20 protein-coding genes are annotated in these 25207 nt (G+C 65.0%); 7 read left to right on the forward strand and 13 right to left on the reverse strand.

What is annotated here, in order from left to right; all coding sequences use genetic code 11:
• Positions 1–90: 90 nt before the first annotated feature.
• The gene (locus tag JKP78_RS15550; RefSeq protein WP_200626933.1) at positions 91–4956 is read right to left on the reverse strand and encodes an NAD-glutamate dehydrogenase; all 4866 of its coding nucleotides are present in this window, start codon (positions 4954–4956) and stop codon (positions 91–93) included.
• A gap of 274 nt (positions 4957–5230) precedes the next feature.
• On the opposite strand from JKP78_RS15550, the gene JKP78_RS15555 reads away from it, so the two are divergent.
• Positions 5231–5584 carry a hypothetical protein gene (locus JKP78_RS15555; protein ID WP_186687456.1) on the forward strand — a complete coding sequence of 118 codons (354 nt, stop codon included), beginning with the start codon at positions 5231–5233 and terminating at the stop codon, positions 5582–5584.
• Positions 5585–5747: 163 nt separating this feature from the next.
• Here the strand turns inward: JKP78_RS15555 and JKP78_RS15560 are convergent, their stop codons facing one another.
• The gene (locus JKP78_RS15560; RefSeq protein WP_186687453.1) at positions 5748–6653 is read right to left on the reverse strand and encodes a LysR family transcriptional regulator; all 906 of its coding nucleotides are present in this window, start codon (positions 6651–6653) and stop codon (positions 5748–5750) included.
• Between the two features lie 122 nt (positions 6654–6775).
• Between JKP78_RS15560 and lysA the strand changes: the two genes are divergently transcribed.
• The 3 genes from lysA to soxR all read left to right on the forward strand — a co-directional run bounded on the left by lysA (position 6776) and on the right by soxR (position 9335).
• Positions 6776–7999 (forward strand): diaminopimelate decarboxylase, encoded by a 1224-nt coding sequence (gene lysA, locus JKP78_RS15565; RefSeq protein WP_170029039.1) that lies wholly within the window; start codon positions 6776–6778, stop codon positions 7997–7999.
• 74 nt (positions 8000–8073) lie between these two features.
• On the forward strand, positions 8074–8811 hold the full coding sequence (locus JKP78_RS15570; protein WP_200626934.1) for a GntR family transcriptional regulator: 738 nt from the start codon (positions 8074–8076) through the stop codon (positions 8809–8811).
• Positions 8812–8879: 68 nt separating this feature from the next.
• Positions 8880–9335, forward strand: a complete 456-nt coding sequence (gene soxR, locus JKP78_RS15575) for a redox-sensitive transcriptional activator SoxR (RefSeq protein ID WP_200626935.1) — start codon at positions 8880–8882, stop codon at positions 9333–9335.
• 183 nt (positions 9336–9518) lie between these two features.
• Here soxR and JKP78_RS15580 read toward each other — a convergent pair whose 3' ends face one another.
• The 4 genes from JKP78_RS15580 to JKP78_RS15595 all read right to left on the reverse strand — a co-directional run bounded on the left by JKP78_RS15580 (position 9519) and on the right by JKP78_RS15595 (position 14720).
• On the reverse strand, positions 9519–10772 hold the full coding sequence (locus tag JKP78_RS15580; RefSeq protein ID WP_186687442.1) for an OprD family porin: 1254 nt from the start codon (positions 10770–10772) through the stop codon (positions 9519–9521).
• Between the two features lie 65 nt (positions 10773–10837).
• The gene (locus JKP78_RS15585) at positions 10838–12142 is read right to left on the reverse strand and encodes a CitMHS family transporter (RefSeq protein WP_186679394.1); all 1305 of its coding nucleotides are present in this window, start codon (positions 12140–12142) and stop codon (positions 10838–10840) included.
• Positions 12143–12260: 118 nt separating this feature from the next.
• On the reverse strand, positions 12261–13568 hold the full coding sequence (locus tag JKP78_RS15590) for a dicarboxylate/amino acid:cation symporter (protein ID WP_200626936.1): 1308 nt from the start codon (positions 13566–13568) through the stop codon (positions 12261–12263).
• Between the two features lie 72 nt (positions 13569–13640).
• A complete protein-coding gene (locus JKP78_RS15595; RefSeq protein ID WP_186687438.1) occupies positions 13641–14720 on the reverse strand; it encodes a 4-oxalomesaconate tautomerase in 1080 nt (359 codons plus the stop codon).
• Positions 14721–14866: 146 nt separating this feature from the next.
• Between JKP78_RS15595 and JKP78_RS15600 the strand changes: the two genes are divergently transcribed.
• Positions 14867–15760 carry a LysR family transcriptional regulator gene (locus JKP78_RS15600; protein ID WP_170029032.1) on the forward strand — a complete coding sequence of 298 codons (894 nt, stop codon included), beginning with the start codon at positions 14867–14869 and terminating at the stop codon, positions 15758–15760.
• A gap of 60 nt (positions 15761–15820) precedes the next feature.
• On the opposite strand, the gene tcuB is transcribed toward JKP78_RS15600, so the two are convergent.
• The 5 genes from tcuB to JKP78_RS15625 form a co-directional block, all read right to left on the reverse strand.
• A complete protein-coding gene (gene tcuB, locus JKP78_RS15605; protein ID WP_200626937.1) occupies positions 15821–17002 on the reverse strand; it encodes a tricarballylate utilization 4Fe-4S protein TcuB in 1182 nt (393 codons plus the stop codon).
• Positions 16983–18434, reverse strand: coding sequence for an FAD-dependent tricarballylate dehydrogenase TcuA (tcuA, locus tag JKP78_RS15610; RefSeq protein ID WP_200626938.1), 1452 nt, complete (start codon positions 18432–18434; stop codon positions 16983–16985). Before tcuA ends, tcuB begins: the two co-directional genes overlap by 20 nt.
• 145 nt (positions 18435–18579) lie before the next feature.
• The gene (locus JKP78_RS15615) at positions 18580–19500 is read right to left on the reverse strand and encodes a LysR family transcriptional regulator (RefSeq protein ID WP_186687423.1); all 921 of its coding nucleotides are present in this window, start codon (positions 19498–19500) and stop codon (positions 18580–18582) included.
• Positions 19501–19562: 62 nt separating this feature from the next.
• Positions 19563–19976 carry a cupin domain-containing protein gene (locus JKP78_RS15620; protein WP_170029028.1) on the reverse strand — a complete coding sequence of 138 codons (414 nt, stop codon included), beginning with the start codon at positions 19974–19976 and terminating at the stop codon, positions 19563–19565.
• 38 nt (positions 19977–20014) lie between these two features.
• Positions 20015–20758, reverse strand: coding sequence for an SDR family oxidoreductase (locus JKP78_RS15625; RefSeq protein WP_186687421.1), 744 nt, complete (start codon positions 20756–20758; stop codon positions 20015–20017).
• A gap of 241 nt (positions 20759–20999) precedes the next feature.
• On the opposite strand from JKP78_RS15625, the gene JKP78_RS15630 reads away from it, so the two are divergent.
• Positions 21000–22565 (forward strand): winged helix-turn-helix domain-containing tetratricopeptide repeat protein, encoded by a 1566-nt coding sequence (locus JKP78_RS15630; RefSeq protein ID WP_200626939.1) that lies wholly within the window; start codon positions 21000–21002, stop codon positions 22563–22565.
• 29 nt (positions 22566–22594) lie between these two features.
• On the opposite strand, the gene JKP78_RS15635 is transcribed toward JKP78_RS15630, so the two are convergent.
• Positions 22595–23152, reverse strand: coding sequence for a GNAT family N-acetyltransferase (locus JKP78_RS15635; protein ID WP_200626940.1), 558 nt, complete (start codon positions 23150–23152; stop codon positions 22595–22597).
• Between the two features lie 31 nt (positions 23153–23183).
• Positions 23184–24107, reverse strand: a complete 924-nt coding sequence (locus JKP78_RS15640) for a carbon-nitrogen hydrolase family protein (RefSeq protein WP_200626941.1) — start codon at positions 24105–24107, stop codon at positions 23184–23186.
• A gap of 153 nt (positions 24108–24260) precedes the next feature.
• Between JKP78_RS15640 and JKP78_RS15645 the strand changes: the two genes are divergently transcribed.
• Positions 24261–25199: a LysR family transcriptional regulator gene (locus JKP78_RS15645; protein WP_200626942.1), complete on the forward strand. Its 939-nt coding sequence runs from the start codon at positions 24261–24263 to the stop codon at positions 25197–25199.
• The last annotated feature ends 8 nt before the right edge of the window (positions 25200–25207 follow it).

Here is a 25207-nt window from a genome sequence, read left to right on the forward strand (position 1 = left end):
CTCCTACAGGGGCCGCGTCAACCAACCGTACAGACCAAAAGAAAGCCCCGGCATCACTGCCGGGGCTTTCTTCTTACCGCGTCATCAGACTCAGGACGGCACCACCGTCGCCTGCCCGCTCATGGCCAGGTCGACCAGCTCGCGGTTGGCCACCGCGTACATCGCATAGTCGGTACCGGTGGCGTTGCGCAGGTCGTCGAGCATGGCGCGCCAGCGCTCCACCATCACCCGGTGCTGCTCGGCCCACAGCGCCACACGGGCGTCCATGTCTTCCGGCCCGTCGGCCATCTGTAGTACCGAGATGGTGATTGCCCGCTGCTGCAGGTCGATGTCGTCGCGGAAAGCTTCGCGGGCCAGCGCCTGCCAGTTGTTCTCCACCGGCAGGTTGCTGATCTCCTGCAGGTACCAGGTCAGGTCCAGCGCGCTGCCCACGGCGAAGAACGCCTTGGCCACCTGCGCCGGTTCATGCCCGGTAACGTCAGCCGCCTCGATGATCGGCAGCAGGGTGTACAGGTGGCTGGTACCGGCCACCATGCGCGCCAGCAGCTCCGGCACCCCAGCCTCGACGAAGCCCTGGTAACGCACCATCCAGCGCTCGCGGGTCGGCCCTTCGAGCAGCTCGTCGAGCTTGAGCCCCAGCTGCGCGATCTTCGGCCCGAAGTGCGCGGCGTCGCGCCCGGCGTCCTGCTCGTTGCGGCGGCTGCGCAGGAACCAGCGGGTAGCCCGGCGGCCCAGGCGCATCAGCTCGTCCATCAGGGTCAGCTGGACTTCCGCCGGCACCTGGTAGTCGAGCGCCTCGATCTGGCGGAACCAGTGCGGCAAGTGGAAGATGTCGCGCACGATCACATAGGCCCCGGCCACGTTGGCCGGGCTCATGCCGGTCGACTCCTTCAGGCGCTGGACGAAGGTGATGCCCATGTTGTTGACCAGGTCGTTGGCGATCTGGGTGCTGACGATCTCGCGCTTCAGGCGGTGGCGGCGCATGGCCTCGGCGAACTTGCTGACCAGCGACGGCGGGAAGGCAGTTTCCATGTCGCGGGTCAGGTAGTCGTCGTCCGGCACCAGCGACTTGAGCAGTTGCTCCTTGAGGTCGATCTTGCTGTACGAGATCAATACCGACAGTTCGGCGCGGGTCAGGCCCTGGCCTGCGGCCAGGCGTTCGGCCAGCTGCTCTTCGGACGGCAGGAACTCGATGGCGCGGTCCAGCTTGCCACGGGCTTCCAGGTCGGCCATCAGGCGCTTGTACTCGGCAATCCGCTCGCGGGCGCGGCGGGCTGCCAGCGACAGCGCCTGGGTCTGCTTGTAGTTGTTGCCCAGCACCAGGCCGGCCACTTCGTCGGTCATGCTGCCCAGCAGCTGGTTGCGCTGCTTCTCGGTCATGTCGCCACCCTGCACCACTTCATTGAGCAGGATCTTGATATTGACTTCGTGGTCGGAGCAGTCCACGCCGCCGGCGTTGTCGATGAAGTCGGTGTTGGTGGCGCCGCCGTTGAGGCCGAATTCGACCCGGCCGAGCTGGGTCATGCCCAGGTTGCCGCCCTCGCCCACCACCTTGCAGCGCAGTTCGTTGCCGTTGACCCGCAGCGCATCGTTGGCCTTGTCGCCGACATCGGCGTGGCTTTCGGTGCTGGCCTTGACGTAGGTACCGATGCCACCGTTCCACAGCAAGTCCACCGGTGCCTTGAGCAGCGCGTTGAGCAGCTCGGTCGGGGTCAGGCGGTCGGCTTCGATGGCGAAGCGCTCTTTCATCTGCGGGCTGATGGCGATGCTCTTGGCACTGCGCGGGAAGATCCCGCCGCCTTCGGACATGATGCTGGTGTCGTAGTCGCTCCAGGCCGACCGCGGCAGGTCGAACAGGCGCTTGCGCTCGGCAAAGCTGGAAGCCGGCTCCGGGTTCGGGTCGATGAAGATGTGCAGGTGGTTGAAGGCAGCCACCAGCTGCAGCTTGTCGGACATCAGCAGGCCGTTGCCGAACACGTCACCAGCCATGTCGCCGATGCCGATCACGGTGATCGGGTCTTCCTGCACATTGATGCCGCGCTCGCGGAAGTGGCGCTGCACGCCGACCCAGGCGCCGCGTGCGGTAATGCCCATCTTCTTGTGGTCGTAACCGGCCGAACCGCCCGAGGCGAAGGCGTCACCCAGCCAGAAGCCGTAGTCGATGGCAATGCCGTTGGCGATGTCGGAGAAGGTCGCGGTGCCCTTGTCGGCCGCCACCACCAGGTACGGGTCGTCATCATCGTGGCGCACCACGTTGGCCGGCGGCACCACGCCACCGTCCTTGAGGTTGTCGGTGATGTCGAGCAGGCCGGAAATGAAGATGCGGTAGCACGCCACGCCTTCGGCAGCGATCTCGTCGCGGCTGCCACCCAGGGGCAGACGGCGCGGCAGGAAGCCGCCCTTGGCACCGACCGGCACGATCACCGAGTTCTTCACCTGCTGGGCTTTCACCAGGCCCAGCACCTCGGTGCGGAAGTCTTCCTCGCGGTCCGACCAGCGCAGGCCGCCGCGGGCCACGTTGCCAAAGCGCAAGTGCACGCCCTCGACCCGCGGCGAGTAGACGAAGATCTCGAACTTGGGCACCGGCTTGGGCAGCTCGGGGATCAGCTTGGGGTTGAACTTGAAGCTGAAGTACGACTTGTTCTGGCCGTTGGCATCCGGCTGGTAGAAGTTGGTGCGCAGGGTGGCCTTGATCAGGTCCAGGTAGCGGCGCAGGATGCGGTCTTCGTTGAGCACCTGCACATCGTCCAGCGCGGTCAGGATGGCCTGCTCCAGGCGCTGCTGCTTGTCGTCCAGGTCTTCCTGGGTGAGCTTGCGCGCCAGGTAGAAGCGGGTCTTGAACAACCGGGTCAGCTCGCGGGCGATGTCGGTGTGGTTGTTCAGGGTGCTGGCGATATAGCCCAGGTCGAAGCCCAGGCGGATCTGCTTCAGGTAACGGGCGTAGGCGCGCAGCAGCGCCACGTCACGCCATGGCAGGCCGGCGGTCAGCACCAGGCGGTTGAAGGCGTCGTTCTCGGCATCGCCACGGACGATATGGATGAAGGCGTCCTGGAGGATGTCGTTGAGCTGCTGGATATCCAGGCTCAGGCCTTCGCTGTAGGTGAAGGCGAAGTCGTGGATCCAGTACTCACGGCCGCTGGCATGGCGCAGCCGGTAGGGGAACTCGCCGAGCACGCGCAGGCCGAGGTTCTCCAGGATTGGCAGCACATCGGACAACGCCAGCGGTGTATCGGCGTGGTACAGCTTGCAATGCAGGATGCGTTCGCCGACCTGGGTCAGCGGCTGGTAGAAGCTCATCGCCAGGGGCTTGCTTTCCGACAGGTTCAGCACGTGCTGCAGGTCGACCACCGCCGAGTGCGCGGCAAAGCGCTCGCGGTAGCCGGCCGGAAAGCCTTTGGGGAAGTCGGCGAGAATGTTGGTGCCCTGGGCTTCGCCGAAGTTCTCGATCACCAGCGCGGAGTAGTCGTCGTGCCAGGAGCGGCAGGCCTGGATCACTTCGCGCTCCAGCTGCTGCGGGTCGATGTCGATGCGATTCTTCGGGTCTACCCGCAGGATCAGCTGCACGCGTGCCAGCACCGACTCGGAGAAGAAGGTCCAGAACTCGCAGTCGCTGGCCTTCAGGCGCTCCATCAGGACCTGCTGGATCTTCTGTCGCACTTCGGTGGAGTAGATTTCCCGCGGTACATAGGCCAGGCAGTAGCAGAAGCGACCGTACGGGTCCTTGCGCAGGAACACGCGGATCTTGTTGCGCTCCTGGATCTGCACGATCGACATGACGGTGCTGAACAGCTCGTCGACCGGTGTCTGGAACAGGTCGTCACGCGGCAGCACTTCCAGCACCTGGGCCAGTTCCTTGCCCAGGTGCGCCTTGGGGTCGAAGCCCGAGCGGCGCTCGACTTCGTTGACCTTGACCCGGATATAGGGGATGGCATGCACGCTTTCGCCATACACCGACGAGGTGTATAGGCCCATGAAGCGGTGTTCCTTGATGACCTTGCCGTCGGCGTCCAGCTGGCGGATCGACACGTAGTCCGGGTAGGCCGGGCGGTGTACGCGGCTGGGCAGCGCGGCCTTGGCGAACGACAGCAGCAGTGGCTCGTTGAGGTAGGCCACGGCGTAGTCTTCGATGCGCAGCTCGTCGCTGGTCAGGCCCACGCGCAGGCGGCGTGGCAGGCCGAGGAACGACTGCTCGTCGTAGACCATCTGGCCGCCATCGGCGCCACCCTGGACGGTAAATTCTTCATAGCCGAGGAAGGTGAAGTGGTTGTCCAGCAGCCACTCGAGGAACGCCTTGACCTCGGCCTTCTCGTGCTGCGCCGGGGCAAAGGCGGTCTGTTCCACCTCCGCCACCACCTGGCGCAGCTTGGCCTTCATCGGTTCGAAGTCGGCCACCACCACGCGCACCTCGGCCAGCACCTGCTCGATCTCGCGGGCCAGCACGGTCAGCTCGGCGGCATTGGCGCAACGGTCGATTTCCAGGTACATCAGCGATTCATGGCGCACGCCCTCGCCCTGGGTACCCTTGGGCAGCAGTTCGAGCAATTCGCCCTTGGCGCCACGGCGCACGCTGAGCACGGTGGTCTGCAGGGTGTGGATGCTGTAGCCACGGCGGTTGAGTTCGGTACGCACCGAGTCGACCAGGAACGGCAGGTCGTGGTGCAGCACCTCGACCACCGAGTGGGTCGACTGCCAGCCATTGCGTTCGTAATCGGGGTTGTAGACCCGCACCTGCGGGTACTCGGGGTCGAAACGTTCGATGATACGCCAGGCTGAAAGGGTGCAGCCGGCCAGGTCGGAAAGCCTGCGCTGGGTGAGTTCGTCCAGAGAGATGATGCCGAAGAACTGCTCGGCGAACAGCGCCACTTGTGGCAGGGACTGTTCGCTGATGTGCTGCGCCAGGGCCGCTTGCAGTTGATGCTGGAAGTCGGCTTTGCTGGCTGCGGTGAAGAACGCCATCTGTGGTACTCCGCTTGGGCTTTGTAATAGTTGAAGCGTCGCTGCGTGCGCCATGTACGGATCAACGATAGCCAACCCGTGGCAAGGCGGACGGTAAAACCAGACGTTGAACGTGCGCAGGCACGCCCAGGGCTCGCCGAAGCTTACCGACTGATCGGTCATTCAGGCTTGCAGCGCTGCGACAATTTCGGTCAAGGGGCGGTAACTTTACGTTTATGCCTGCTGACAAGACTGTCAGAATTCCCTTCCGTTTCCTTTGATCCGAGCCTTGTCCATGCAAATCAATACTGCCCTGCTGTTCGCCACCCCTTGCGATGACGAGGAAGACAACATGGCGACCCTGTGCTGTCACAGCGACAAGGGCCAGATGTTCCTGCTGACCCGCTACCCGGACGAAGACACCGTCGACCTGACCCTGGACGACGAACCGTCGACGCTGGATGGGTTGAAAGTGACCTTGAGCGCCAAGCGCCTGCTGATCGAAGTGGCGGCCGGCGACCGCGATGCGCTGAAGGGGGATGAAACGCTGGAGATCAACCTGACCAGCGAGCTGAGCGACCTGGATGAGGTGAAGCAGACCCTGGAGAACATCCTGGCCGGGACCGGCACCTTCGTCTGCGAGCTGTAGGCCCAAACCAGGCGTGCTCAGTGTTTGTGTGTGTGTAGGAGCGGCCTTGTGTCGCGATGGGCCGCAACGCGGCCCCGGGATCTGGATGCCGCAAAGATTGCCGGGGCCGCGTTGCGGCCCATCGCGACACAAGGCCGCTCCTACATGAAAAGCGAGCCTGGCGTCAGGCCAAGGCCGCCTGCATTTCCTGCGCCTGCACCCGCAACGCCTCACAGAACGGCTCCACCGCCGCCGACGCTGGCCGGTGGTCCGGGCGTATCAACATCACCTGGTACGGCACCGATACCCGCAACCGGCGGATCGGCAAGCCACCCTGCGCCGCCTCCAGCCCGCTCAGCGGGTTGATGATCGCCACCCCGAGGCCTTGCCTGACCATGGCGCACACCGAGGCGGCACTGGTGGTCTCGATGACCGTGCGGCGGTTGACCCCCGCCGCCCGGAAGTGCTGGTCCAGGCGCTGCCGGTAGGTGTCCAGGCTGGCCAGGTTGATGAAGTCGACCTCGTGGAAATCGCTCAGCTCCAGTTCGGCCTTGGCCTGCAGCGGATGCCCCTCGGGCAGCACGCAGACCATGTTGGCGCTGAACAACAATTCGCCGTAGGCGCCGCGTGGTATCTGCTCGACCTCGGTCAGGCCCAGGTCATGCTGCTGGGCGACCAGCGACTCCTCCAGCAACGGTGACTCCTGCGCCAGGATGCTCACGCTCACGCCCCGGTGCTGCTGATGAAAACGCTGGCACGCCTTGGGCAACAAGGTCTGGGAAAACAGCGGCAAGCACGTGATGGCCAGCCGGCCTTGCTCGAAATTGCGAATGGCCTGGGCAAAGCGCTCGATCCGCTCCAGCCCGAGGTAGGCGCGCTCCACCTCCTCGATCAACAGCAACGCCTGGGCCGTGGCCACCAGGCGCCCGGCCTCGCGCTCGAACAGGTTCAGCCCAGTCACCTGCTCCAACCGCGCCAGTTCACGGCTGACGGTGGGCTGCGAGGTGAACAGCAGGCGCGCTGCACCGGTGACACTGCCAGCGGCCATGATGGCGCGGAACACTTCAATATGGCGAACAGAGAGTTTCACGGCAGTCCCAAGAAAGTGGCGGAGGGTATATCAGATATGAATGATCAACAGAAAAATAGCTATTTTTCTGAATTTCCACTTTGGCTCATCCTCGAACCCTTCCTTATATGAGTAGCGCCACCATGACCGCACCCTTCCCCCTCCTGGCCGAGGCGGCCCGCCAGCACGGCACGCCGCTGTGGGCCTACGACGCCAGCACCATCGCCGCACGGGTCGAACAACTGAAAGTGTTCGACACCGTGCGCTTCGCCCAGAAGGCCAACCCCAACCTGCACGTGCTGCGGCTGATGCGCGCCCACGGCCTGGTGCTGGACGCGGTATCGCTGGGCGAGATGGAGCGGGCCTTCGCTGCCGGTGCGAGCGTGGATGGCGACCCCGCCGGCGTGGTCCTGACCTGCGATGCGCTGGACCGGCCGACCCTGGAGCGGGTGGTGGCGTCGAAGATCGAGGTCAACGCCGGCTCCATCGACATGCTGCGCCAGTTGGGGGAACGCTCCCCCGGCCACCGCGTGTGGCTGCGCATCAACCCCGGTTTCGGCCATGGCCACAGCCGCAAGACCAACACGGGTGGCGAGAACAGCAAGCACGGCATCTGGCACGAACAGCTGGACGAGGCGCTGGCCTGCGTCAAGGCTCACGGCCTGCACCTGGTGGGTGTGCACATGCACATCGGCTCCGGCGTGGACTACCAGCACCTGGAGCAGGTGGCCAGGGCGATGATCGAGCTGGTTGGCCGGCTGGGCGTGGACATCGAAGCGTTCTCCATCGGCGGCGGGCTTTCCACCCCGTATCGCAGCAGCGACACGCCGGTCGACCTGCAGCGCTACGCCCGCACCTGGGCCGTGGCGCGTCAGGAAATCGAAGCCATGCTGGGCCATCCGGTGCGCATGGAGATCGAGCCCGGGCGCTTCCTGGTGGCGGAATCGGGCTACCTGGTGGCCGAAGTACGGGCCGTGAAGCAGGCCGGCCGCAATACCTTCGTCATGATCGACGCCGGCTTCAACGACCTGATGCGCCCGGCCATGTATGGCGCCTACCACCGCATGACCCTGCTCGACGCCAATGGCCAGCCGGTGGACCGCCCACGCCAGCCAACCGTGGTCGCAGGGCCGCTGTGCGAGTCGGGTGACGTGTTTACCCAGGATGACCAGGAACTGACCCCGCACGACCTGCCCCAGGCACAGGTGGGCGACCTGCTGGTGATCCACGACGCCGGCGCTTACGGGGCATCGATGTCGTCGAACTACAACAGCCGGCCACTGTTGCCGGAATTGCTCATCGAGGAAGGCGCATTGCGGATGATCCGCCGCCGGCAGACCGTGCAGGACTTGCTGAACCTGGAGTGACAGGCAGCGTAACCTGCAGCGTCGGGGGGCTCTGTTAAACTGCCCCCTCTTTCATTTTGCCGACAGGGCAAGGCATGAACCCGACGCGCTATGCCCGTGTGGCAAAGGACCTGATGCAAGGCATCACCAGCGGCCGTTACCCGGTGGGCAGCCTGCTGCCCACCGAGCTCGAACTGTGCGACCTGTACGATGTCAGCCGGCATACGGTGCGCGCGGCCATCGACCAATTGCTCGACCAGGGGCTGGTGTCGCGCCGCAAGCGCGTGGGCACCCGGGTCGAGGCCAGCAGCCCGCGTGGCGGCTATTGCCAGTCGCTGGCCAGCGTGGCGGAGCTGGTGCAACTCGGGCAAAACCAGCAGCGGCAAATACAGGACGTGCGCCAATTCGTCGCCGACCTGAGCGAGGCCGAGCGGTTGGGCCTGGTACCGGGTGAGCACTATCTCTGCGTGTCGAGCATCCGTGTCGACCGCGTGCACGATAGCTTGCCGCAGTGCTGGAGCGAGGTTTATCTCCCGCGGGACTACACCGAGGTCATCGAACTGGCCCGCGAACACCCCGACCAAGTGATTGCAGGGCTGATCGAGCAACGCTACGGCCGGGCCATCGCGCTGGTCGAGCAGCAGGTGCGGGGAGTCTTGCTGACTGCGCCAATCGCCCAGGCGCTGAAGGCCGAGGCGGGTTCACCTGGGCTGCGGATCATCCGCCACTACCGTGAGGAAAACGGCGACCTGATGGCGGTATCCGAGACCGTGCATCCGGGCGACCGCTTTACCCTGGTTACCCAACTGCGTCGGGATCGTCCAGCGGGTTGAACCCATCATCGCGGTGCTCTCGAAGCAATACGCACCAGTTTCTGCAGGTTAAGTCGAGGCCAACAGGCATGGCAGTAGAAAGCACACGAATGCTAACGGTAGGGGAAGTGGCCAGGCGCAGCGGCGTGGCCGTGTCTGCGCTGCATTTCTACGAAACCAAGGGGTTGATTGCCAGCACCCGAACGGCAGGCAACCAGCGCCGCTATCCCGCGCTGGTGCTGCGAACATTGGCGATCATCAAGGTGGCGCAGCGCACCGGCATTCCCTTGGAAGAAATCAGGCAGGCGTTCAGCCGCTATCCGCCGAACAGCAAGCTGACGGCGGCGCAATGGGGGGAAATGTCCACCGCCTGGCGCGAAGACCTGAATGCGCGCATCCGTACGCTGGAGGCGTTGCGCGACAGCCTGGACAATTGCATTGGTTGCGGCTGCCTGTCGCTGGAGGAGTGCCCGCTGCGCAACCCTGAGGATGTGTTGGGCAAGCAAGGCACCGGCGGGCGGATCCTGGAGAGCAAGACCCGATAAGGCATGGGTCCCGACAAGGCGTGCCCGTGAAACAGGCAGCGCGGTGGATGGCACCGGCTGTGCCGGTGATCGCGGATAAATCCGCTCCTACCAGGTGCAGCCTCAACCTGAAGCCGTTCACCCTTGTAGGAGCGGATTCATCCGCGATGCAGGCGACGCGGTTCGCGGCTGAAGCCCGGCCCCTTACCAGATGGCGATATCGTAGGTCAGATAAAGGCGATTACTGTCCCGCCCCCGAGCAAAATCCGAACGGTAGACATAATTGCGCAACTTCACCCCCAGGCCTTTCAACGGCCCGTCCTGCACTACATAGGCAAGCTCGGCGTCACGCTCCCACTCCTTGATCCCCTCGCTACCGGAGCGGCCATTGTCGCCACTCAGGTAGCGCGTCATGAAGGTCAGCCCAGGCACACCAGCGGCGGCAAAGTTGTAGGCGTAGCTGGCCATCCAGGTCTTCTCCTCTTCCTCGATGAACTTGCCGATACCGACGTTGCTGAACGAATACACCGTCGCACCACTGATATATGGCAACCCCGCGTCGCCATCGAGCACCTGGTAGCCAGCACCAACGGTATGGCCGGAATGGGCATAGGCCAGCTGCCCGCTGAACATGTCGTTGTCGATGGCGCCACCGTAGGCCGCCCCGCTGTCACGGCTCTTGAAATAGCGCAGGTCGGTGGTCAGCACCCCGCCGGCCAACGGCAGGTCGTGGACCAGCCCGGCGAAATCCTGGCGATAGAAATCCTCGAGCTGGCCATGGTAGTAGCTCAGGCGCAGTTGTTTGTTAACGGCATAATCAGCACCAGCGAAGTTGAAATCACCTGACTTGTCGCCGCCATAACCGTCCAGGTAAAGGCCTGTGCTGTCGGAGGAATCACGCTGCTTGAAGCGGTCCAGGTGGGCAGCAGTCAAGGCCAGCCCGTCGATGTCGGTACTGGTCAGCTGCGTGCCCTGGTAGGTCTGCGGCAGCAACCGCGCATCGTTGTACACCAGCAACGGCGTCTTCGGCAGCAAGGTGCCGTGCTTGACCACGGTCTGGCCGAGGCGCGCCTTGGCGGTCACCCCCGCGCTGGCGAACTCGTCCGCAGCGCGGCCGTCGTCATGCACCGGCAGCAGCCCGGTGCCACTGCGCCCACGACCGGAATCGAGGCGTACGCCCCACAGGCCAAGGGCATCCAGCCCCACGCCCAGGGTGCCGTTGGTAAAGCCCGACTGGTAGTCGAGCAAAAAGCCTTGCGCCCACTCTACCCGCTCGCTCTTGGCATTGGCCGCGGCGCGCGCGCTCATGCCCTGCTCGTCACGGAAATTCTCGTTGAAATAGACATTGCGCAATTGCAGCTTGAGCTTGCTGTCATCGACGAAACCAGCGGCGCCGGCAACAGGCAGCCAGCCGCACAGCAGGCCACAGGTGGCCCCACGGAACACAGCTCGGGACATGATCGGTACTCTGTTGTTGTTTTCAGAATGAGTAGTGGCGGGCGCCTGGCAGCGCCCGGTAACGCTTAGACGAAGAAGGACAAGGCCCCGGTGAGCAATGCCAGTGCGGTGATCACCAGCGAGGTGAGCACCGCCCATTTCACCGTGGCTTTCTGGAAGTCGCCGATATCCCGGTCGACCATGCCCACCAGCAGCAGGGTCGACGCCACCAGTGGGCTCATCAGGTGCACCGGCTGGCCCAGCACCGAGGCGCGGGCGATTTCCACCGGGTCGATGCCATAGGCCGCCGCGGCATTGGCCAGGATCGGCACTACGCCGAAGTAGTAGGCATCGTTGGACAGCACGAAGGTCAGCGGCATGCTGGTCAGCGCCACCACCAGCGGGAACCAGTGGCTCCAGGCTTCAGGGATCCAGTCCACCAGGGTTTGCGCCAGCGCATCGACCATCTTGGTGCCAGAGAAAATACCGGCGAAGATGCCCGCGGCGAACACCAGCAGCACCACGGTCATCGCATTGCCCGAGTGAGCGAGGATGCGTTCCTTCTGCAGCTCCAGCTGCGGGTAGTTGATCATCAGCGCGGCGACGAAGCCGATCATGAACAGGATGGCGGCGTGCATCAGCCCCAGCACCAGCGCGGTCATCACGGCGATCACCAGCACCAGGTTCACATAGGCAAGGCGCGGGCGCTTGTGCGGGCTATCGCCGAGGATTTCCTTGATGTAGCAGTTGCCACCACCGGACTCCAGGGCGATGTTGCCGATACGCCGGCGTTCGGCGCGGCCCAGCAGGAAGGCGGTGAACACTACCCACGCAGCGCCACCGATGACGGTGGGCAACATCGGGATGAAGTATTCGGTGGCATCCAGCCCCAGCGCGGCAATGGCACGCGTGGCCGGGCCGCCCCAGGGGCTCATGCCGCTCATGATGCTCAGCGACAACATCGACACGGTGGCCAGGATCATCGGGTTCATGCCAATGCGCTTGTACAGCGGCAGCATGGCGGCACAGGTGATCATGTAGGTGGTGGTGCCATCACCGTCCAGCGCCACCAGCAGCGACAGCAGTGCGGTGCCGATGGCGATCTTGACCGGGTCGCCGTTCACCCGCTTGAGGATCTTGCGGATCAGCGGGTCGAACAGCCCGGCGTCGATCATCAGGCCGAAAAACAGGATGGCGAACAGCAGCAATGCAGCAGACGGTGCAACCATTTTCAGCCCGTCGAGCATCATCTTGCCCAGCTCGGGGGCAAAGCCGCCGATCAGGGCGAAGACGATCGGCACGACGGTCAGTGCAACGATCGGAGACAGGCGTTTACTCATGATCAGGTAGGTGAAGGTCACCACCATGATCAGGCCCAGAAGTGCGAGCATGGTTTGTTCTCTTGTTGTTATTTTTCCAGTGTGGCCGAGCGCAGCGCAGACGGCCCCCTACCCCACCCGGCAAAAGCGGGTGGGGGGATTGGTCGACAAGGGTTCAGGGCACCGCAGTTCAGCCGTGACGACGCGGCTCGGCAGTCCATTCAGGTGTTTGCGCAACCGGGCCGGGCAGCGGTTCGCCGTTCAGGCGGCTGAGCAGGGTCTGGCGGTCGCAGGCGTTTTCCGACAGCGACACCACCACCGTTGCCACTGCGTTGCTGGCAAGGCTGGTCAGGGCACGGGCTTCCGACATGAAGCGGTCGATGCCGATCAGCAGGGCCAGGCCGGCCAGGGGGATATCGTGGATCACGGTCAGGGTCGAAGCCAGCGCCACGAAGCCGCTGCCGGTCACGCCGGCGGCGCCCTTGGACGACAGCAGCATGATCGCCAGCATGGTGACCACCTGGCCCAGGCTCAGGTCGATGTTGCAGGCCTGGGCGATGAACACCGCCGCCAGCGACAGGTAGATGGCGGTACCGTCCAGGTTGAACGAGTAGCCGGTGGGCAACACCAGGCCGACCACGCCCTTCTTGCAGCCCAGCTTCTCCAGTTTCTCGAGCATGCGCGGCAGCACCGGCTCGGTCGATGACGTGCCCAGCACCACCAGGAACTCTTCGCGGAAGTAGCGCAGCAGCTTCCACAGGCTGAAGCCATGGGCACGGCAGATGCCGCCCAGCACGACCAGCACGAAGAACGCGCAGGCGATGTACAGCGTGCCCACCAGCTTGGCCAGCGAACCGAGCGAGGTGATGCCGTACTGGCCGACGGTGAACGCCAGCGCACCGAAGGCACCGACCGGGGCGAACCGCATCAGGTAGCCGAAGATACGGAACACCATGGTCGAGGCCGACTCCAGCACATCCAGGACCGGCTTGCCCTTCTCGCCCATCGACGACAGGGCGAAACCGCTGAGCACGGCAATGAACAGCACCGGCAGCACTTCACCCTTGTTGAAGGCACCGATGAAGGTGTCCGGGATGATGTGCATGAAGAAGTCCACCACGCTCAGCTTGGCCGCCGACGCGGTGTACTGGCTCAGGCCTGCGGTGCTCAGGGTGGCCGGGTCGATGTTCATGCCGACGCCGGGCTTGAACAGGTACACCGCCGCCAGGCCGATCACCAGGCTGACCACGGTCAGCCCCAGGAACAGCAGCAGGGTCTTGCTCATCAGGCGCCCCAGGGAGCGCTTGTCGGTCATGCCGGCGATGCCGGTGACGATGGTGCAGAACACCACCGGGGCGATCATCATCTTGATCAGCTTGATGAACGCATCACCCAGCGGCTTCAGGGCCACTGCCTGTTGCGCCCAGAAATGGCCGACCACCACGCCCAGCAGGACGGCGCAGAGGATCTGGAAGTACAGCGATTTGGCGAGTTTCATGTGGCATCACCCATTGTTGAAATTGTGCGGATGCGCTGGTTGCGATTGTGCAGGTCTGGATAACGCCTGGGCTTACCCCGCCAACCTGCGGAATGTAGGGGCGTAGACGAACCCTGAGAAGAGCCGCCGGGCGGTTCGCACCACCGAGGCCTGGATCGTCTTGCCATCGGCACCGCTGCGCGACAGCGCGACATCGATGCCGCCGCTCGGGTGTTCCAGGCGCACCTCGGTGAGTTGCCCGGCACCCTCGCCCAGCAGGTCGCCGATCACCGTACCGGGGCTGACGCAGGCAGTCGCCAGCCCTACCGCGCCGGTGATGGCCAGGGCGCGATGGCAGTTGTGCGGCATGAAGTAGCGAACCTGCACGGTGCCGTCGTAGCGCGGTTTGGACACCAGCACCGGCTTGGGAATCACCATGCCACTGACATCCCCCAGGCCCATGGCCTTGCCGGCCTTCAGGCGCAACGCCTCGAGGCGTGCGAGCAGCGCGCCGTTGGCGTCGAGTTCAGCCGGGGTTTCCGCGCCGCTGACCCCCAGTTCGCTGGCCTGCACCACCATCATTGGCATGGCCATGTCGATGCAGGTGACCGGCACACCATCGATCACATCCTTGGCCTGGCCGGTGGGGAACAGCTTGCCGGTCTTGCTGCCGACCGCATCGAGGAAGGTCAGGTGCACCGGGGCGGCAGTGCCCGGTACGCCGTCGATCGCCGTACGGCCTTCGTAGCGCACGATACCGCCGGGGGTTTCCACCAGCGAATTGACGAAGGTGCCAGTGTTGAGGTTGCGAATACGCACCAACGTCTTGCCGTCCTGGCCTTTGACCAGGCCTTGCTCGATGGCGAACGGGCCCACGGCGCACAGCATGTTGCCGCAGTTCGGGGCTGTGTCGACCCGGCGTTGGGCGACCATGACCTGGACGAACAGGTAGTCGACGTCGGCGTCGGCATGCAACGACGGGCTGATGATGGCGACCTTGCTGGTCTGCGGGCTGCCGCCACCAATGCCGTCGATTTCCAGTTCGTGGCCGGAGCCCATCAGGTTGATCAGCAATTCGTCGCGCTCGACCACATTGGCAGGCAGGTCCCAGGCGTGGAAGAACGGCCCCTTGGAGGTGCCACCGCGCATGAGTACGCAAGGAATTCGTTGCATGATTTCGCACTCTTGTTGATCAATGGACATCATTGATGCTGTGAGCAAAAGAGTGACAGGGATGGATAAATCAATCCAATGCAAATATCGTAGCCATTATTGCTTTTCACAAAATAATTCTCCGTCAAACGGGCTGTGGTTTATTTATGGAATATGAGCTGCAAGACATCCGATCTTTCGTGAAAATCGCCGAACTCGGCAGCTTCCATGAAGCCGCCGAAGCACTGCACCTGTCGCAGCCGGCGCTGAGCCGGCGGATCAAAAAGCTCGAAGAAGGGCTAGGCACCTCGTTGCTCGAACGCACCACCCGTCGGGTCAGCCTGACCAGTGTCGGGCGTGACTTCCTGCCCAAGGCCAGGCGGCTGCTGGATGACTTCGAGGACTCGATCCTCAGCATCCGTGAGCTGGCCGAGCGGCAGACCGGCCAGGTCACCCTCGCCTGCATTCCCACCGCCGCGTTCTACTTCCTGCCGTCAGTGATCCGCGACTACAACGAGCAGTACCCGAAAATCCGTATCCGCCTGCTCGACCTCAGCGCCAATGACGGGCTGGAAGCCGTGCTGCGCGGCGAAGCCGACTTCGGCATCAACATGATGAGCGGGCAACACCCGGACATCGAATTCGTCTCGCTGGTGCAGGAGCACTTTGTCCTGGCCTGCCGGCGCGACCACAAACTGGCGGGACGTGAAGCCGTGACCTGGACCGAGCTTGCCGACTACCGGCTGATCGGCGTTGGCCGCCTGAGCGGCAACCGCATGCTGCTCGACCATGCCCTCTCCGGCCTCAACCTGCGCCCCAAGTGGTTCTACGAGGTGCAGCACCTGTCCACCTCGCTGGGCATGGTCGAGGCCGGGCTGGGGGTATCCGCCATGCCCAGCCTGGCCATGCCCAGCGCCGACCACCCGACGTTGGTCAGCGTGCCGCTGATCGAACCCCAGGTAACGCGTACCCTGGGCCTGGTGTACCGGCGCGGTGCGTCGCTGTCGCCTGCCGCGGAAAAGTTCGTTTCGATCCTGCTGGAGAAGTGGCCCAACCGCTGAGCGGGCGCGGCCATCAGGCCGATGCCCAGCCCAGAAAAACATCAGCGCGGTGCCCATGCTTCAGTCCCCGCCCAGGCCATGCGGGTCGGGCCGGCGTTTCTCGATGGCGAACTTCAGCAACGCGGCGCTGCGGAACAGGCCATGGGCAAACTTGCCATAGGGCAGCGTGAGGAACAGCGCCATCACCGTGCCCAGGTGGATGGCCAGCAGGATGGCCATGGCCCCGCTGTCGCGCAGCCCTAGCAGCGCCAGCCCGGTGACGCTGACCAGCAACAGCAGCAGGATGAAGGCCCGGTCCATCGGCCTTTGCCGAGCATCGCCGTGTTCCGGCGCCCGGCGCAGGTTCAGCGCCAGCAGCCCGAGCGGGCCGATGACCAGGCCAATCCCACCGGCCGTGCCCAGCAGCACCGGCAGGCTCAGCAGCGGGTAAGGCGCTGCCAGGCCGAGCAGGTAGTGATAACCGGTGGCGACCAGCGTAGCCGCGAAGCACAGCAGGAAGCCGTAGAAGGTCAGGTGATGGAAGCGGCGCCGCCACAACGTGTAGCGGTCGTCCGCATTGTTGCAGCCCTGGCCATGCCCGCCGTCGAGGTACTTCAGCGTCAGTACCGCCGCCGATGCCTCGAGCACAGCGCCATCGGCCGGCGTTGCCTGCTGCCCGGCGGGCGAGACCTGGCGCCAGAAGCGCCGCACGGCCAGTGCCAGCGCCACACCGGCAAGGCTGAAGACGCTGCCGAACAACAGCGCCAGGGTGTGGTGCGGGAACACCGCATAGAAATCGCCCGCCAGCCGCCCGGGCAGCAAGGTGCCGTTGACCGCCAGGGCCAGCAACAGGAACAGCGACAGCGCCACGGCCAGCGCGCTGGCGACATAGGTACCATTGTGCCGGTACAGCCGGCCGAACGCCGCCGGCCAGGCATAGTCGGCGTAGGTCTGGCCGCGCACCTTGGCCATCGCCTGCGGCACGTTGACGGCGAACTCGTGGGGCGCGGCGTACTGGCAGGCGTGCAGGCAGGCGCCGCAGTTGTGACAGAGGTTGGCCAGGTAATGGATATCGGCCTTGCCGAAGGTCAGCCGGCGGGTCATCGCCGGGAACACGGCGCAGAACCCTTCACAGTAGCGACAGGCGTTGCAGATGCTCATCTGCCGCTGTACTTCCTGTTCGTCCAGGTTCAGCAACGGGATCAGTTCGGGGCCGCTGGCAGCAGGCAGGTACTGGCGGGGTTCAGGCAGTTGCGCGGTCATGGCGGGCCTCGTCAGGGGATGGAATGCGCGCGGCGGCAGCGGCACGAGTGCCGGCAATACGGCCGAAGGCGGTGCCGATGGACATGCCGACCCCGGCGGTGTAGCCCTTGCCCAGCACGTTGCCGGCCATCATTTCACCGGCCACGAACAGGTTCGGGCTGCGCCGGCCAGCGAAGTGCACGGCGGCGGTCTCGTCGGTGCGCAGGCCCAGGTAGGTGAAGGTCACGCCTGGGCGCAGCGGGTAGCCGTAGAAAGGCGGCGTATCGATGGGCAGGGCCCAGTGGCTCTTGGCCGGGGTGATACCGACGGTGTGGCAGTCATCCAGCCGGGTATGGTCGAAGGTGCCGGGCTGGCAGGCGCGGTTGTAAGCCTGCACGCTGTCGACGAAGGCCGCCGGCGGCAGCCCAAGCAGGCCCGCGAGTTCTTCGAGGGTGTTGGCCGTGGTGCCTGGAAACACCGGCGGCATGAACCGACCCAGGGCCTTCTGGTCGATGATGGAGAACCCGACCTGGCCCGGCTGATGGGCCACCAGGCGGCCCCAGATCGCGTAGCGCTTGGGCCAGAAATCTTCACCCTCATCGTAGAAGCGCTGCCCTTCGCGATTGACCACCACCCCCAGCGACACGCAGTCGATGCGGGTGCAGATGCCGCCGTCGTACAGCGGCGCGCGGGCATCGATGGCCACCATGTGCGCCTGGGTCGGGTCACCGATGGTATCGGCGCCCAGGTCGATCATGCGCCGCAGCAGCACACCGTCATTGAAGCGAGTACCGCGCACCAGGAAGTTGTCCGCCGGCCATTCGCCGCGTTGGTTCTGCCCCCAGGCCTCACGCAGCCAGCTGCGGTTGGATTCGAAGCCACCGGCGGCCAGCACGCAGCTGCGTGCCTGGATACGTTCGGCCGGCAACTGCCGCCCGCCTACCTCGCGCGCCGGTACATGGGCGGCGACGAAACGCTCGCCGTGCAGCTCGATGTCGCACACCGGGGTGTCGTAGCGAACCTGCACGCCCAGGTGTTCGGCGCTGCGAAAATAGGCATTGACCAACGCCTTGCCGCCGCCCATGAAAAACGCATTGGTACGTGCCGTGTGCAAGGCCCCGGACAACGACGGCTGGAAGTGCACACCGTGGCGCCGCATCCAGTCGCGGCAATCGGACGACGCCCTTATCACCAGCCGCGCCAGTTTTTCGTTGGTCTGGCCGTCGGTGACCTTGAGCAGGTCTTGCCAGAACTCTTCTTCCGGGTATGCATCGACCAGCACATCCTGCGGTGCATCGTGCATGCACCGCAGGTTGCGGGTGTGTTGCGAGTTGCCACCTCGCCAGGCACGCGGCGCGGCCTCCAGCAGCAGCACGCTGGCGCCGGCCTCACGCGCCATCAACGCAGCGCACAGGGCGGCGTTGCCACCGCCAATGACAAGCACATCGATCATTTTGCCTCCAGGTCTCGAGGAGCCAGAACGGTCGGTGTGCTCCTCGCGGACCACGGAATCTAATGACCCCGTGCGGGTGACGAAACGCGATCAGCGGGGGTAGGTGTTCAGTTTTTCTAAAGGGTGGCGCCGCGGCAGGCCCTGGTCAGAGCAGTCGCGCGCCCGGCCATTTGCCGTGGGCGACCAAGTCGCGGGCCACTTCATGCAGCACGATCCGGGTCGCCAATGCTGCTGGCGAGAGCTCGTCTTCACCCAGGCTCACCACCAGGTTGCGGCGCTGCGCCTGGGCATCGTCGATGGCGAATACCCGCACGCCGGCCTGGGCTGCCCGGGCTACCGCAGCACCGGGTTGCAGGGTGGCGGCGTGGCCGGCGGCCACGCAATCCATGAGCAGCGACAAGCCGTCGACCTCCATGACGATGTCGGCTTCCAGCCCGGCCCGGGCCAGGATCGCCTGCAAGGTCGAGCGCAGGCCGTGCTGGGTACTAGGCATCACCAGCGGCAGCGTGGCGATCTGCTGCAGGGTCAGCGCTTCGCCCCAGCCCTCCTGCACCAGGCGCTGCGGCACCAGGGCGAACAAGCGCTCCTGCAGCAGCGGGCGCACCTCCAGCCGCGCCCCTGCTTCCGCCTGGAACAACACCGCCAGGTCCAGGTGCCGGGCGTTGAGCTGGCTCAGCAGATAGCCCGATAGCATTTCCACCAGGTGCAGGTGGATGTCCGGATAGCGCTGACGCATCCGCTCGATCAGAGCAAGGCCCAGCACCGATGCGGTGGTCGGCGCCAGGCCGACGCTGACATAGCCGCTCATGCGCCCACTCTGCGCCGCCAGCATGGCGTGCTCGGCCTGGCGCAGCGCCAGCCGGGCGTGGTACTCGAAGGCCAGGCCCGCCGCCGTCGGCGTAACACCAGTACTCGAGCGGGTCAGCAGGCGGGTGCTCAGCTCGCTTTCCAGCTTCGACAGCTGCTGGCTCAGGGCGGACGCGCCCACCCCGAGCTCGAGCGCGGCCCGGCCCAGGCTGCCGTGCTCCAGCACACTCAAAAAGTAGCGAAACTGGCGTAATTCCACATTGACCTCGCGATGCCCCTGCCCTGCCCGCATTGTACGCAGGATCGGCGACTGTTCGCGGCCTACTTGTCGCTCGGGGTGACCAGTACCGTCTCGTTGCTGTCGAGCACGAACACCGCCATCAGCTTGGCCGGCTTGCTGTCGCTGGCGTTGGCGCTGACGCCGTGGAACGCGCCCGGGGCCTCGTACCAGTTCTCGCCGGGCTTGTAGACCTTGGCCGGCTCGCCATTGACGCTGCTGCGTACTTCACCTTCGAGCACGGTGGCGTAAATGAAGGCGGAATTCGGGTGGCGGTGCGCGGGTGACGCAGCGCCCGGCGCGTAGTCGACGATGACCCCGCGCATGCTCTTGCCTGGCACGTTCGGCAATGGCTTGTCGAACACCACGGTGACCTTGCTCAGCGGGCGTTCGGCGGCGATTGCCGGGGTAATGGCCAGCACGCTGAACGCGGCGGCCAGGAGGGTGCGATTGAACATGCTGGTGCTCCTCGGTTGACGGGTGGGGGCTGGGCGACTCACTGGCGCGCCAGCCAGTCTTCGAAACGGATGGTGCCAAGCCGCGCGCCGCTGCCGGGGGTGAGTGCCTTGTCGTCGAGCTCGGCGCCGAAATAGCGGGCGTGCACGTCGGCCACCACCTTGCGGTTGTCGCCACGCAGGCGCAGCAAGCGGCGCACCAGTTCGTCCATCGGCAGTGCCTCCGGCCCGGCCACCTCCAGCGTAGCGTTGGCCGCGGGTGCCAGGGCCACGTCGATCAGTGCCGCCACCACGTCATCGGAAGCCAGCGGCTGGAACAGCGCCGGCGACAGGTGGACTTCGTCACCGACAGTACCCGCCTGGGCGATGCCTTCGACGAACTCGAAGAACTGCGTGGCCCGCAACACGGTGTACGGCAACGCCGAGTCCTTGATCAGCGCCTCCTGGGCGACCTTGGCGCGGAAGTAGCCGTTATCCGGCAGGCGCTCGGTACCGACGATCGACAACGCCACATGGTGCTTCACCCCAGCGGCTTTCTCGGCCGCCAGCAGGTTGCGCGTGGACGTCTCGAAGAACTCCAGCACCGCCTGGTCCTCCCAGGACGGGGCGTTGGCCACGTCCACCACCACATCCGCACCATCCATCGCCTCGGCCAGGCCCTCGCGGGTGATGCTGTTGACCCCGGTGCTCGGCGCTGCCGCGACGGCCTGGTGGCCGCGCTCACGCAGGCCGTTGACCAGCTTCGAACCAATGAGGCCGGTGCCTCCGATGACCACGATTTTCATTGGGCTGTCTCCGCATGCACGACCGCAACCATTGCTGTCGTCTGGCTGCAGCATGCGCCGCCTGGTACAGCCAGTCCTTGTTCGCGGGCTGGATTTGCCTCCACGCAGGCTTTAATTTGCGTCCAAACTATTCAATCCGGGCGCAGGCCAGTACTGCCGCCTGGGCTGCTGCCGTATCATCGACCGATACCTGAAACCAGGCGCCTCGGCCACCAGGCCCAGGGCGTGCGAGGGATGCCACGTGCCATTCGTGTTTGACGACTATCAGCTCGACGAGCAGCGCCGGGAACTGACCCGCCAGGGCCAGGCCGTGGCCATCGGCCCGCAGGTGTTCGACCTGCTGGTACAACTGGTCAGCCACCGCGACCGGGTGCTGGGCCGCGACGAATTGCTGGCACGGGTGTGGAACGGCAAGGTGGTCTCCGAATCGACCATCACCAGCCACATCAACGCCGTGCGCAAAGCCATCGGCGACTCCGGCGAGGAGCAACGGCTGCTGCGTACCGTGGCGCGCAAGGGCTATCGCTTCGTCGGCGAAGTCCGCGAAGCCGCCAGCGGCCCGGCGCCAACCGCAGCCGAAACGGTGCCGGCACCCAGCGGGCCCGCGCTGCCGGACAAGCCATCGATCACCGTGCTGCCGTTCCAGAACCTCAGCGGTGACCCCGAGCAGGACTACTTCGCCGATGGCATGGTCGAGGACATCATCGCCGCCCTGTCACGCATCCGCTGGCTGTTCGTCATCGCCCGCAATTCCAGCTTCACCTTCAAGGGCCAGCCCATCGACGTGCAGCAGGTGGGCCAGGCACTGGGCGTGCGCTATGTACTCGAAGGCAGCGTGCGCCGGGCCGGCCAGCGGCTGCGCATCACCGGCCAGCTGATCGACGCCAGCAGCGGCGAGCACCTGTGGGCCGAGCGGTTCGAAGGGTCGCTGGATGATGTGTTCGAGTTGCAGGACCAGGTCACTGAAAGCGTGGTAGGGGCGATCGCGCCGCAGCTGGAGCGGGCCGAGATCGAGCGGGCCAAGCGCAAGCCTACCGCCGACCTTGGCGCCTACGATTTCTACCTGCGCGGCACGGCCAAGCTGCACCACGGCACCCGCGAGGCCATCGCCGAGGCCTTGACACTGTATTACCACGCCATCGAACGCGACCCGGAGTTCGCTTCAGCCTACGGCATGGCCGCATGGTGCTACTTCTGGCGCAAGCTCAATGGCTGGATGGACAACCGCACCGAGGAGATCGCCGAGGGCGCCCGGCTCGCGCGCCTTGCCGTGGCACTGGGGCGTGACGATGCCGTGGCCCTGACCCGTGGTGGCCATGCCCTTGGCCATCTGGCCGGCGACCTGGACGGTGCCATCGCCTTGCTCGACCGGGCACGCCTGCTCAACCCCAACCTCGCACCGGCCTGGTACCTGGGCGGGGTGTTGCGGGCGCTGCGTGGCGAGACCCAGACCGCCATCGACAACCTCAGCCACGCCACCCGGCTGAGCCCGCTGGACCCGGAGATGTTCCGCATGCAGGTAGGCATGGCATTGGCGCACTTCTTTGCCGGGCGGCTGGATGACGCGGTGGAGTGGGCGGAAAAATCGCTGGGCAACCTGCCCAACCTGCTGGTGGCGGTAGCCCTGGTGGCAGCCAGCCATGCCCTGAGCGGGCGAATGGACAGCGCCCACCGGGCCATGGCGCGCCTGCGCGAGCAAGATCCGGGATTACGCGTGTCGATCCTGCGTGAATGGTTGCCGATCTATCGCGATGAAGACCTGGCCCGGCTGGCCGAGGGCCTGCAACTGGCAGGGCTGCCAGGGTAACTGGAAAGCCACTGACCAGGCTCAAGCCACTAGCGGCCTGGCTTCACGCTGTCCAGCCAGTCGCTGCGGGTCATCTCCCAGATCTCGACGCGCATTGGCCCGGAGACGAAATCGCCATCGCGCACCTCGACCAGGCGCATGCCTTCGTGCTCTGAAACCTTGCGCGACGCGTTGTTGGCAACCGCCTTGGGAACCCGCATGACGGGGCGCGACAGAGTCTCGAACCAATAAGCATTGATGGCCCGGCATGCTTCCCGCATATAGCCTTTGCCCCACCACTGCGGCGCCAGCCAGAATCCGCGGTTGTTACCAGCCTGGTCATACAGGCTGATGCTGCCGATGGTGTGCTGGTCTTCGTCGCGCAGACGGATCATCCAGTGCCACTCTCGGCCGACAGCCATAGCAGGCAGGGCGATATCACGCACATAGCTCAGCGCCCCGTCTGGCGGGTACGGCCATGGCACGCGACGGTCGAGGTAGCGCACCACCTCCCATTGGGGGAACAGCGCCTGTATCGCCTGGGCATCCTCCAAGCGAAGCGGCGTCAGCAGCAGACGCTCTGTGAACAAGGTAGGAAGGCCATCCATGCTTTCGCTCCCGAATATCCCCGGCAATGAGTCACTTTTGAAAATCGACACCGCGCCTGGCGCGCTCATCGACGTTCAACGAAAACACGTCGGGCCGCGAATAATGGCCCACCACATCGAAATCGTAGCGAGCGCGCACCAGCTCCTCCAGGTCGATATCCGCGGTCAACAGCCCCGCTTCACCGCGTAGCGGCCCGGCAAGCACGTCGCCCAGCGGCCCGACGATAACACTGTTGCCCTGGATCAGGGGACGTTGAGGATCCCAGCTTGGCACTTCGATGCCCAGTTCACGTGGCGACGGCTGGACCTGACAGGCGCTGACCAGGAACATCCGCCCCTCATGCGCGATGTGGCGCATGCTGGCTTGCCAGACATCACGCTCATCGACGGTCGGCGCGCACCACACCTGTACCCCTTTCGCGTACATGGCCGTGCGCAGCAGCGGCATGTGGTTCTCCCAGCAGATCGCCGCGCCCAGTTTGCCTGCGGGCGAATCGACCACAGGCAGGGTCGAGCCGTCACCCTGGCCCCAGATCAGGCGCTCGGTGCCCGTCGGCATCAGCTTGCGGTGCTTGGCGACCAACCCGCCCTCTGGCGAGAAGAACAGTGCGGAACAGAACAGGGTGTTGCCGGAGCGTTCGATCACCCCGACCACCAGGTGCGCCCCAGTGCGCTCGGAGAGCGCGGCGAGTTCATCGGTTTCTGCGCCGGGCACGTCAACCGCATTGGCGAAATAGGCCTGGAATGCCTCGCGCCCCTCGGGCAGGCGATAGCCCAGGTAGGTGCCGAAGGTCGCGCCTTTCGGGTAGCCGCCAAGCAGCGCTTCGGGCATCACGACCAGTTTTGCCCCGCTGGCCCTGATCGCTTCCTCGTAGCCGAGGATCGCCTTCAGGGTCTCGGCCTTGCCGTCCGGGTGGGAACCTATCTGCAGTGCTGCAACGGTGGTATGGGCCATGATCGACTGTCTCGTGTGAACGGTGTGGCTGCCATGTTCTGTCGCGACACGTTATTGAACAACACCGCCAGGGCAACATCTGATATGACTGGAATTCATATCGGGTTTCGCCTAGCGTGGCCGCAGTCATTCTTGCAAAGGGCAGTCCCGATCATGAGCAAACTCGACCTCGCCTCGGTGGACCTGAACCTGTTCAAGGTCTTCGAAGCCTTATATGAAGAAGGCGGTGCCGGCCGCGCCGCCATCCGCCTGGGCATTACCCAATCAGCGGTGAGCGCTGCGCTGGCCAGGCTTCGGCGGGTCTTCGGTGATCACTTGTTCGAGCGCACCGGGCGCGGCCTCCAGCCCACGGCAAAAAGCGAGGAACTGCGCCCTGTGATTGCTGCCGCGCTGGACAAGTGTCGCCAAGGCTTGATGTTGGCATTCAACGACGATGCAGCCATCCAGGGGCGCACGATCGCGTTGGGCATGTCGGATGATTTCGAACTGGCGATCGGCAGGCAGTTGATCGATCAGGCGAAAGCCCACGCGCCTGGCATCCGCCTGGTGTTCAAGCAGACCCACAGCTTGCTTGCCAACGATGCCTTGATGAATCGGCAGTTCGACCTGGCGCTGACTTCAGGCGCCGTCGCCTCGAAAGCGCTCGGGCGCCTGGCGCTCGGAACCGGTGGCTACAGCTGCCTTACGGCAACCAGCGCTGCGCCGGTTGCGCTGACCCTTGAGGCTTACCTGGAAAAACGCCATGTCCTGGTTTCTTCAGGCGGTTATGTTGGCGTGGTGGACGAAGTGCTGGCAGCGCAGGCACAGAGCCGCACGGTGGAAGCTTCCACCACGCATTTCGCTGCGCTCCCTGCGCTGTTGCAAGGCAGTGACTGCGTGGCCACCCTGCCGACGCATGCGGCACAGGCGCTGGCGCGGGTGAGCCATGTCGTGTGCCAGCCTTGCCCGATCCACTTGCCGCGGTATTCGATAGAGCTGGGCTGGCGAATCGACAATGCCCGCGACCCCGCGATGCGCCTGATGACGGCCTTGCTGCGCGAGGCCATCGCCCTACTGCCAGGCAGCGATACAAGGCCGCTTCTGCCTGGGTGAAGCATTGC

The organism is Pseudomonas sp. LAM2023 (assembly GCF_016620375.1).
In the GTDB taxonomy this organism is placed as follows: Bacteria; Pseudomonadota; Gammaproteobacteria; order Pseudomonadales; family Pseudomonadaceae; genus Aquipseudomonas; species Aquipseudomonas anuradhapurensis.

What these genes read in the sequence shown, in the direction of transcription:
- JKP78_RS15645 (WP_200626942.1), top strand. Translation starts at nt 24,261, where the DNA reads ATGAGCAAACTCGACCTCGCCTCGGTGGACCTGAACCTGTTCAAGGTC.
- JKP78_RS15580 (WP_186687442.1), bottom strand. Translation starts at nt 10,772, where the DNA reads ATGTCCCGAGCTGTGTTCCGTGGGGCCACCTGTGGCCTGCTGTGCGGC.
- JKP78_RS15550 (WP_200626933.1), bottom strand. Translation starts at nt 4,956, where the DNA reads ATGGCGTTCTTCACCGCAGCCAGCAAAGCCGACTTCCAGCATCAACTG.
- soxR (WP_200626935.1), top strand. Translation starts at nt 8,880, where the DNA reads ATGGCAGTAGAAAGCACACGAATGCTAACGGTAGGGGAAGTGGCCAGG.
- lysA (WP_170029039.1), top strand. Translation starts at nt 6,776, where the DNA reads ATGACCGCACCCTTCCCCCTCCTGGCCGAGGCGGCCCGCCAGCACGGC.
- tcuB (WP_200626937.1), bottom strand. Translation starts at nt 17,002, where the DNA reads ATGACCGCGCAACTGCCTGAACCCCGCCAGTACCTGCCTGCTGCCAGC.
- JKP78_RS15620 (WP_170029028.1), bottom strand. Translation starts at nt 19,976, where the DNA reads ATGTTCAATCGCACCCTCCTGGCCGCCGCGTTCAGCGTGCTGGCCATT.
- JKP78_RS15600 (WP_170029032.1), top strand. Translation starts at nt 14,867, where the DNA reads ATGGAATATGAGCTGCAAGACATCCGATCTTTCGTGAAAATCGCCGAA.
- JKP78_RS15570 (WP_200626934.1), top strand. Translation starts at nt 8,074, where the DNA reads ATGAACCCGACGCGCTATGCCCGTGTGGCAAAGGACCTGATGCAAGGC.
- JKP78_RS15590 (WP_200626936.1), bottom strand. Translation starts at nt 13,568, where the DNA reads ATGAAACTCGCCAAATCGCTGTACTTCCAGATCCTCTGCGCCGTCCTG.
- JKP78_RS15640 (WP_200626941.1), bottom strand. Translation starts at nt 24,107, where the DNA reads ATGGCCCATACCACCGTTGCAGCACTGCAGATAGGTTCCCACCCGGAC.
- tcuA (WP_200626938.1), bottom strand. Translation starts at nt 18,434, where the DNA reads ATGATCGATGTGCTTGTCATTGGCGGTGGCAACGCCGCCCTGTGCGCT.
- JKP78_RS15585 (WP_186679394.1), bottom strand. Translation starts at nt 12,142, where the DNA reads ATGCTCGCACTTCTGGGCCTGATCATGGTGGTGACCTTCACCTACCTG.
- JKP78_RS15555 (WP_186687456.1), top strand. Translation starts at nt 5,231, where the DNA reads ATGCAAATCAATACTGCCCTGCTGTTCGCCACCCCTTGCGATGACGAG.
- JKP78_RS15595 (WP_186687438.1), bottom strand. Translation starts at nt 14,720, where the DNA reads ATGCAACGAATTCCTTGCGTACTCATGCGCGGTGGCACCTCCAAGGGG.
- JKP78_RS15625 (WP_186687421.1), bottom strand. Translation starts at nt 20,758, where the DNA reads ATGAAAATCGTGGTCATCGGAGGCACCGGCCTCATTGGTTCGAAGCTG.
- JKP78_RS15635 (WP_200626940.1), bottom strand. Translation starts at nt 23,152, where the DNA reads ATGGATGGCCTTCCTACCTTGTTCACAGAGCGTCTGCTGCTGACGCCG.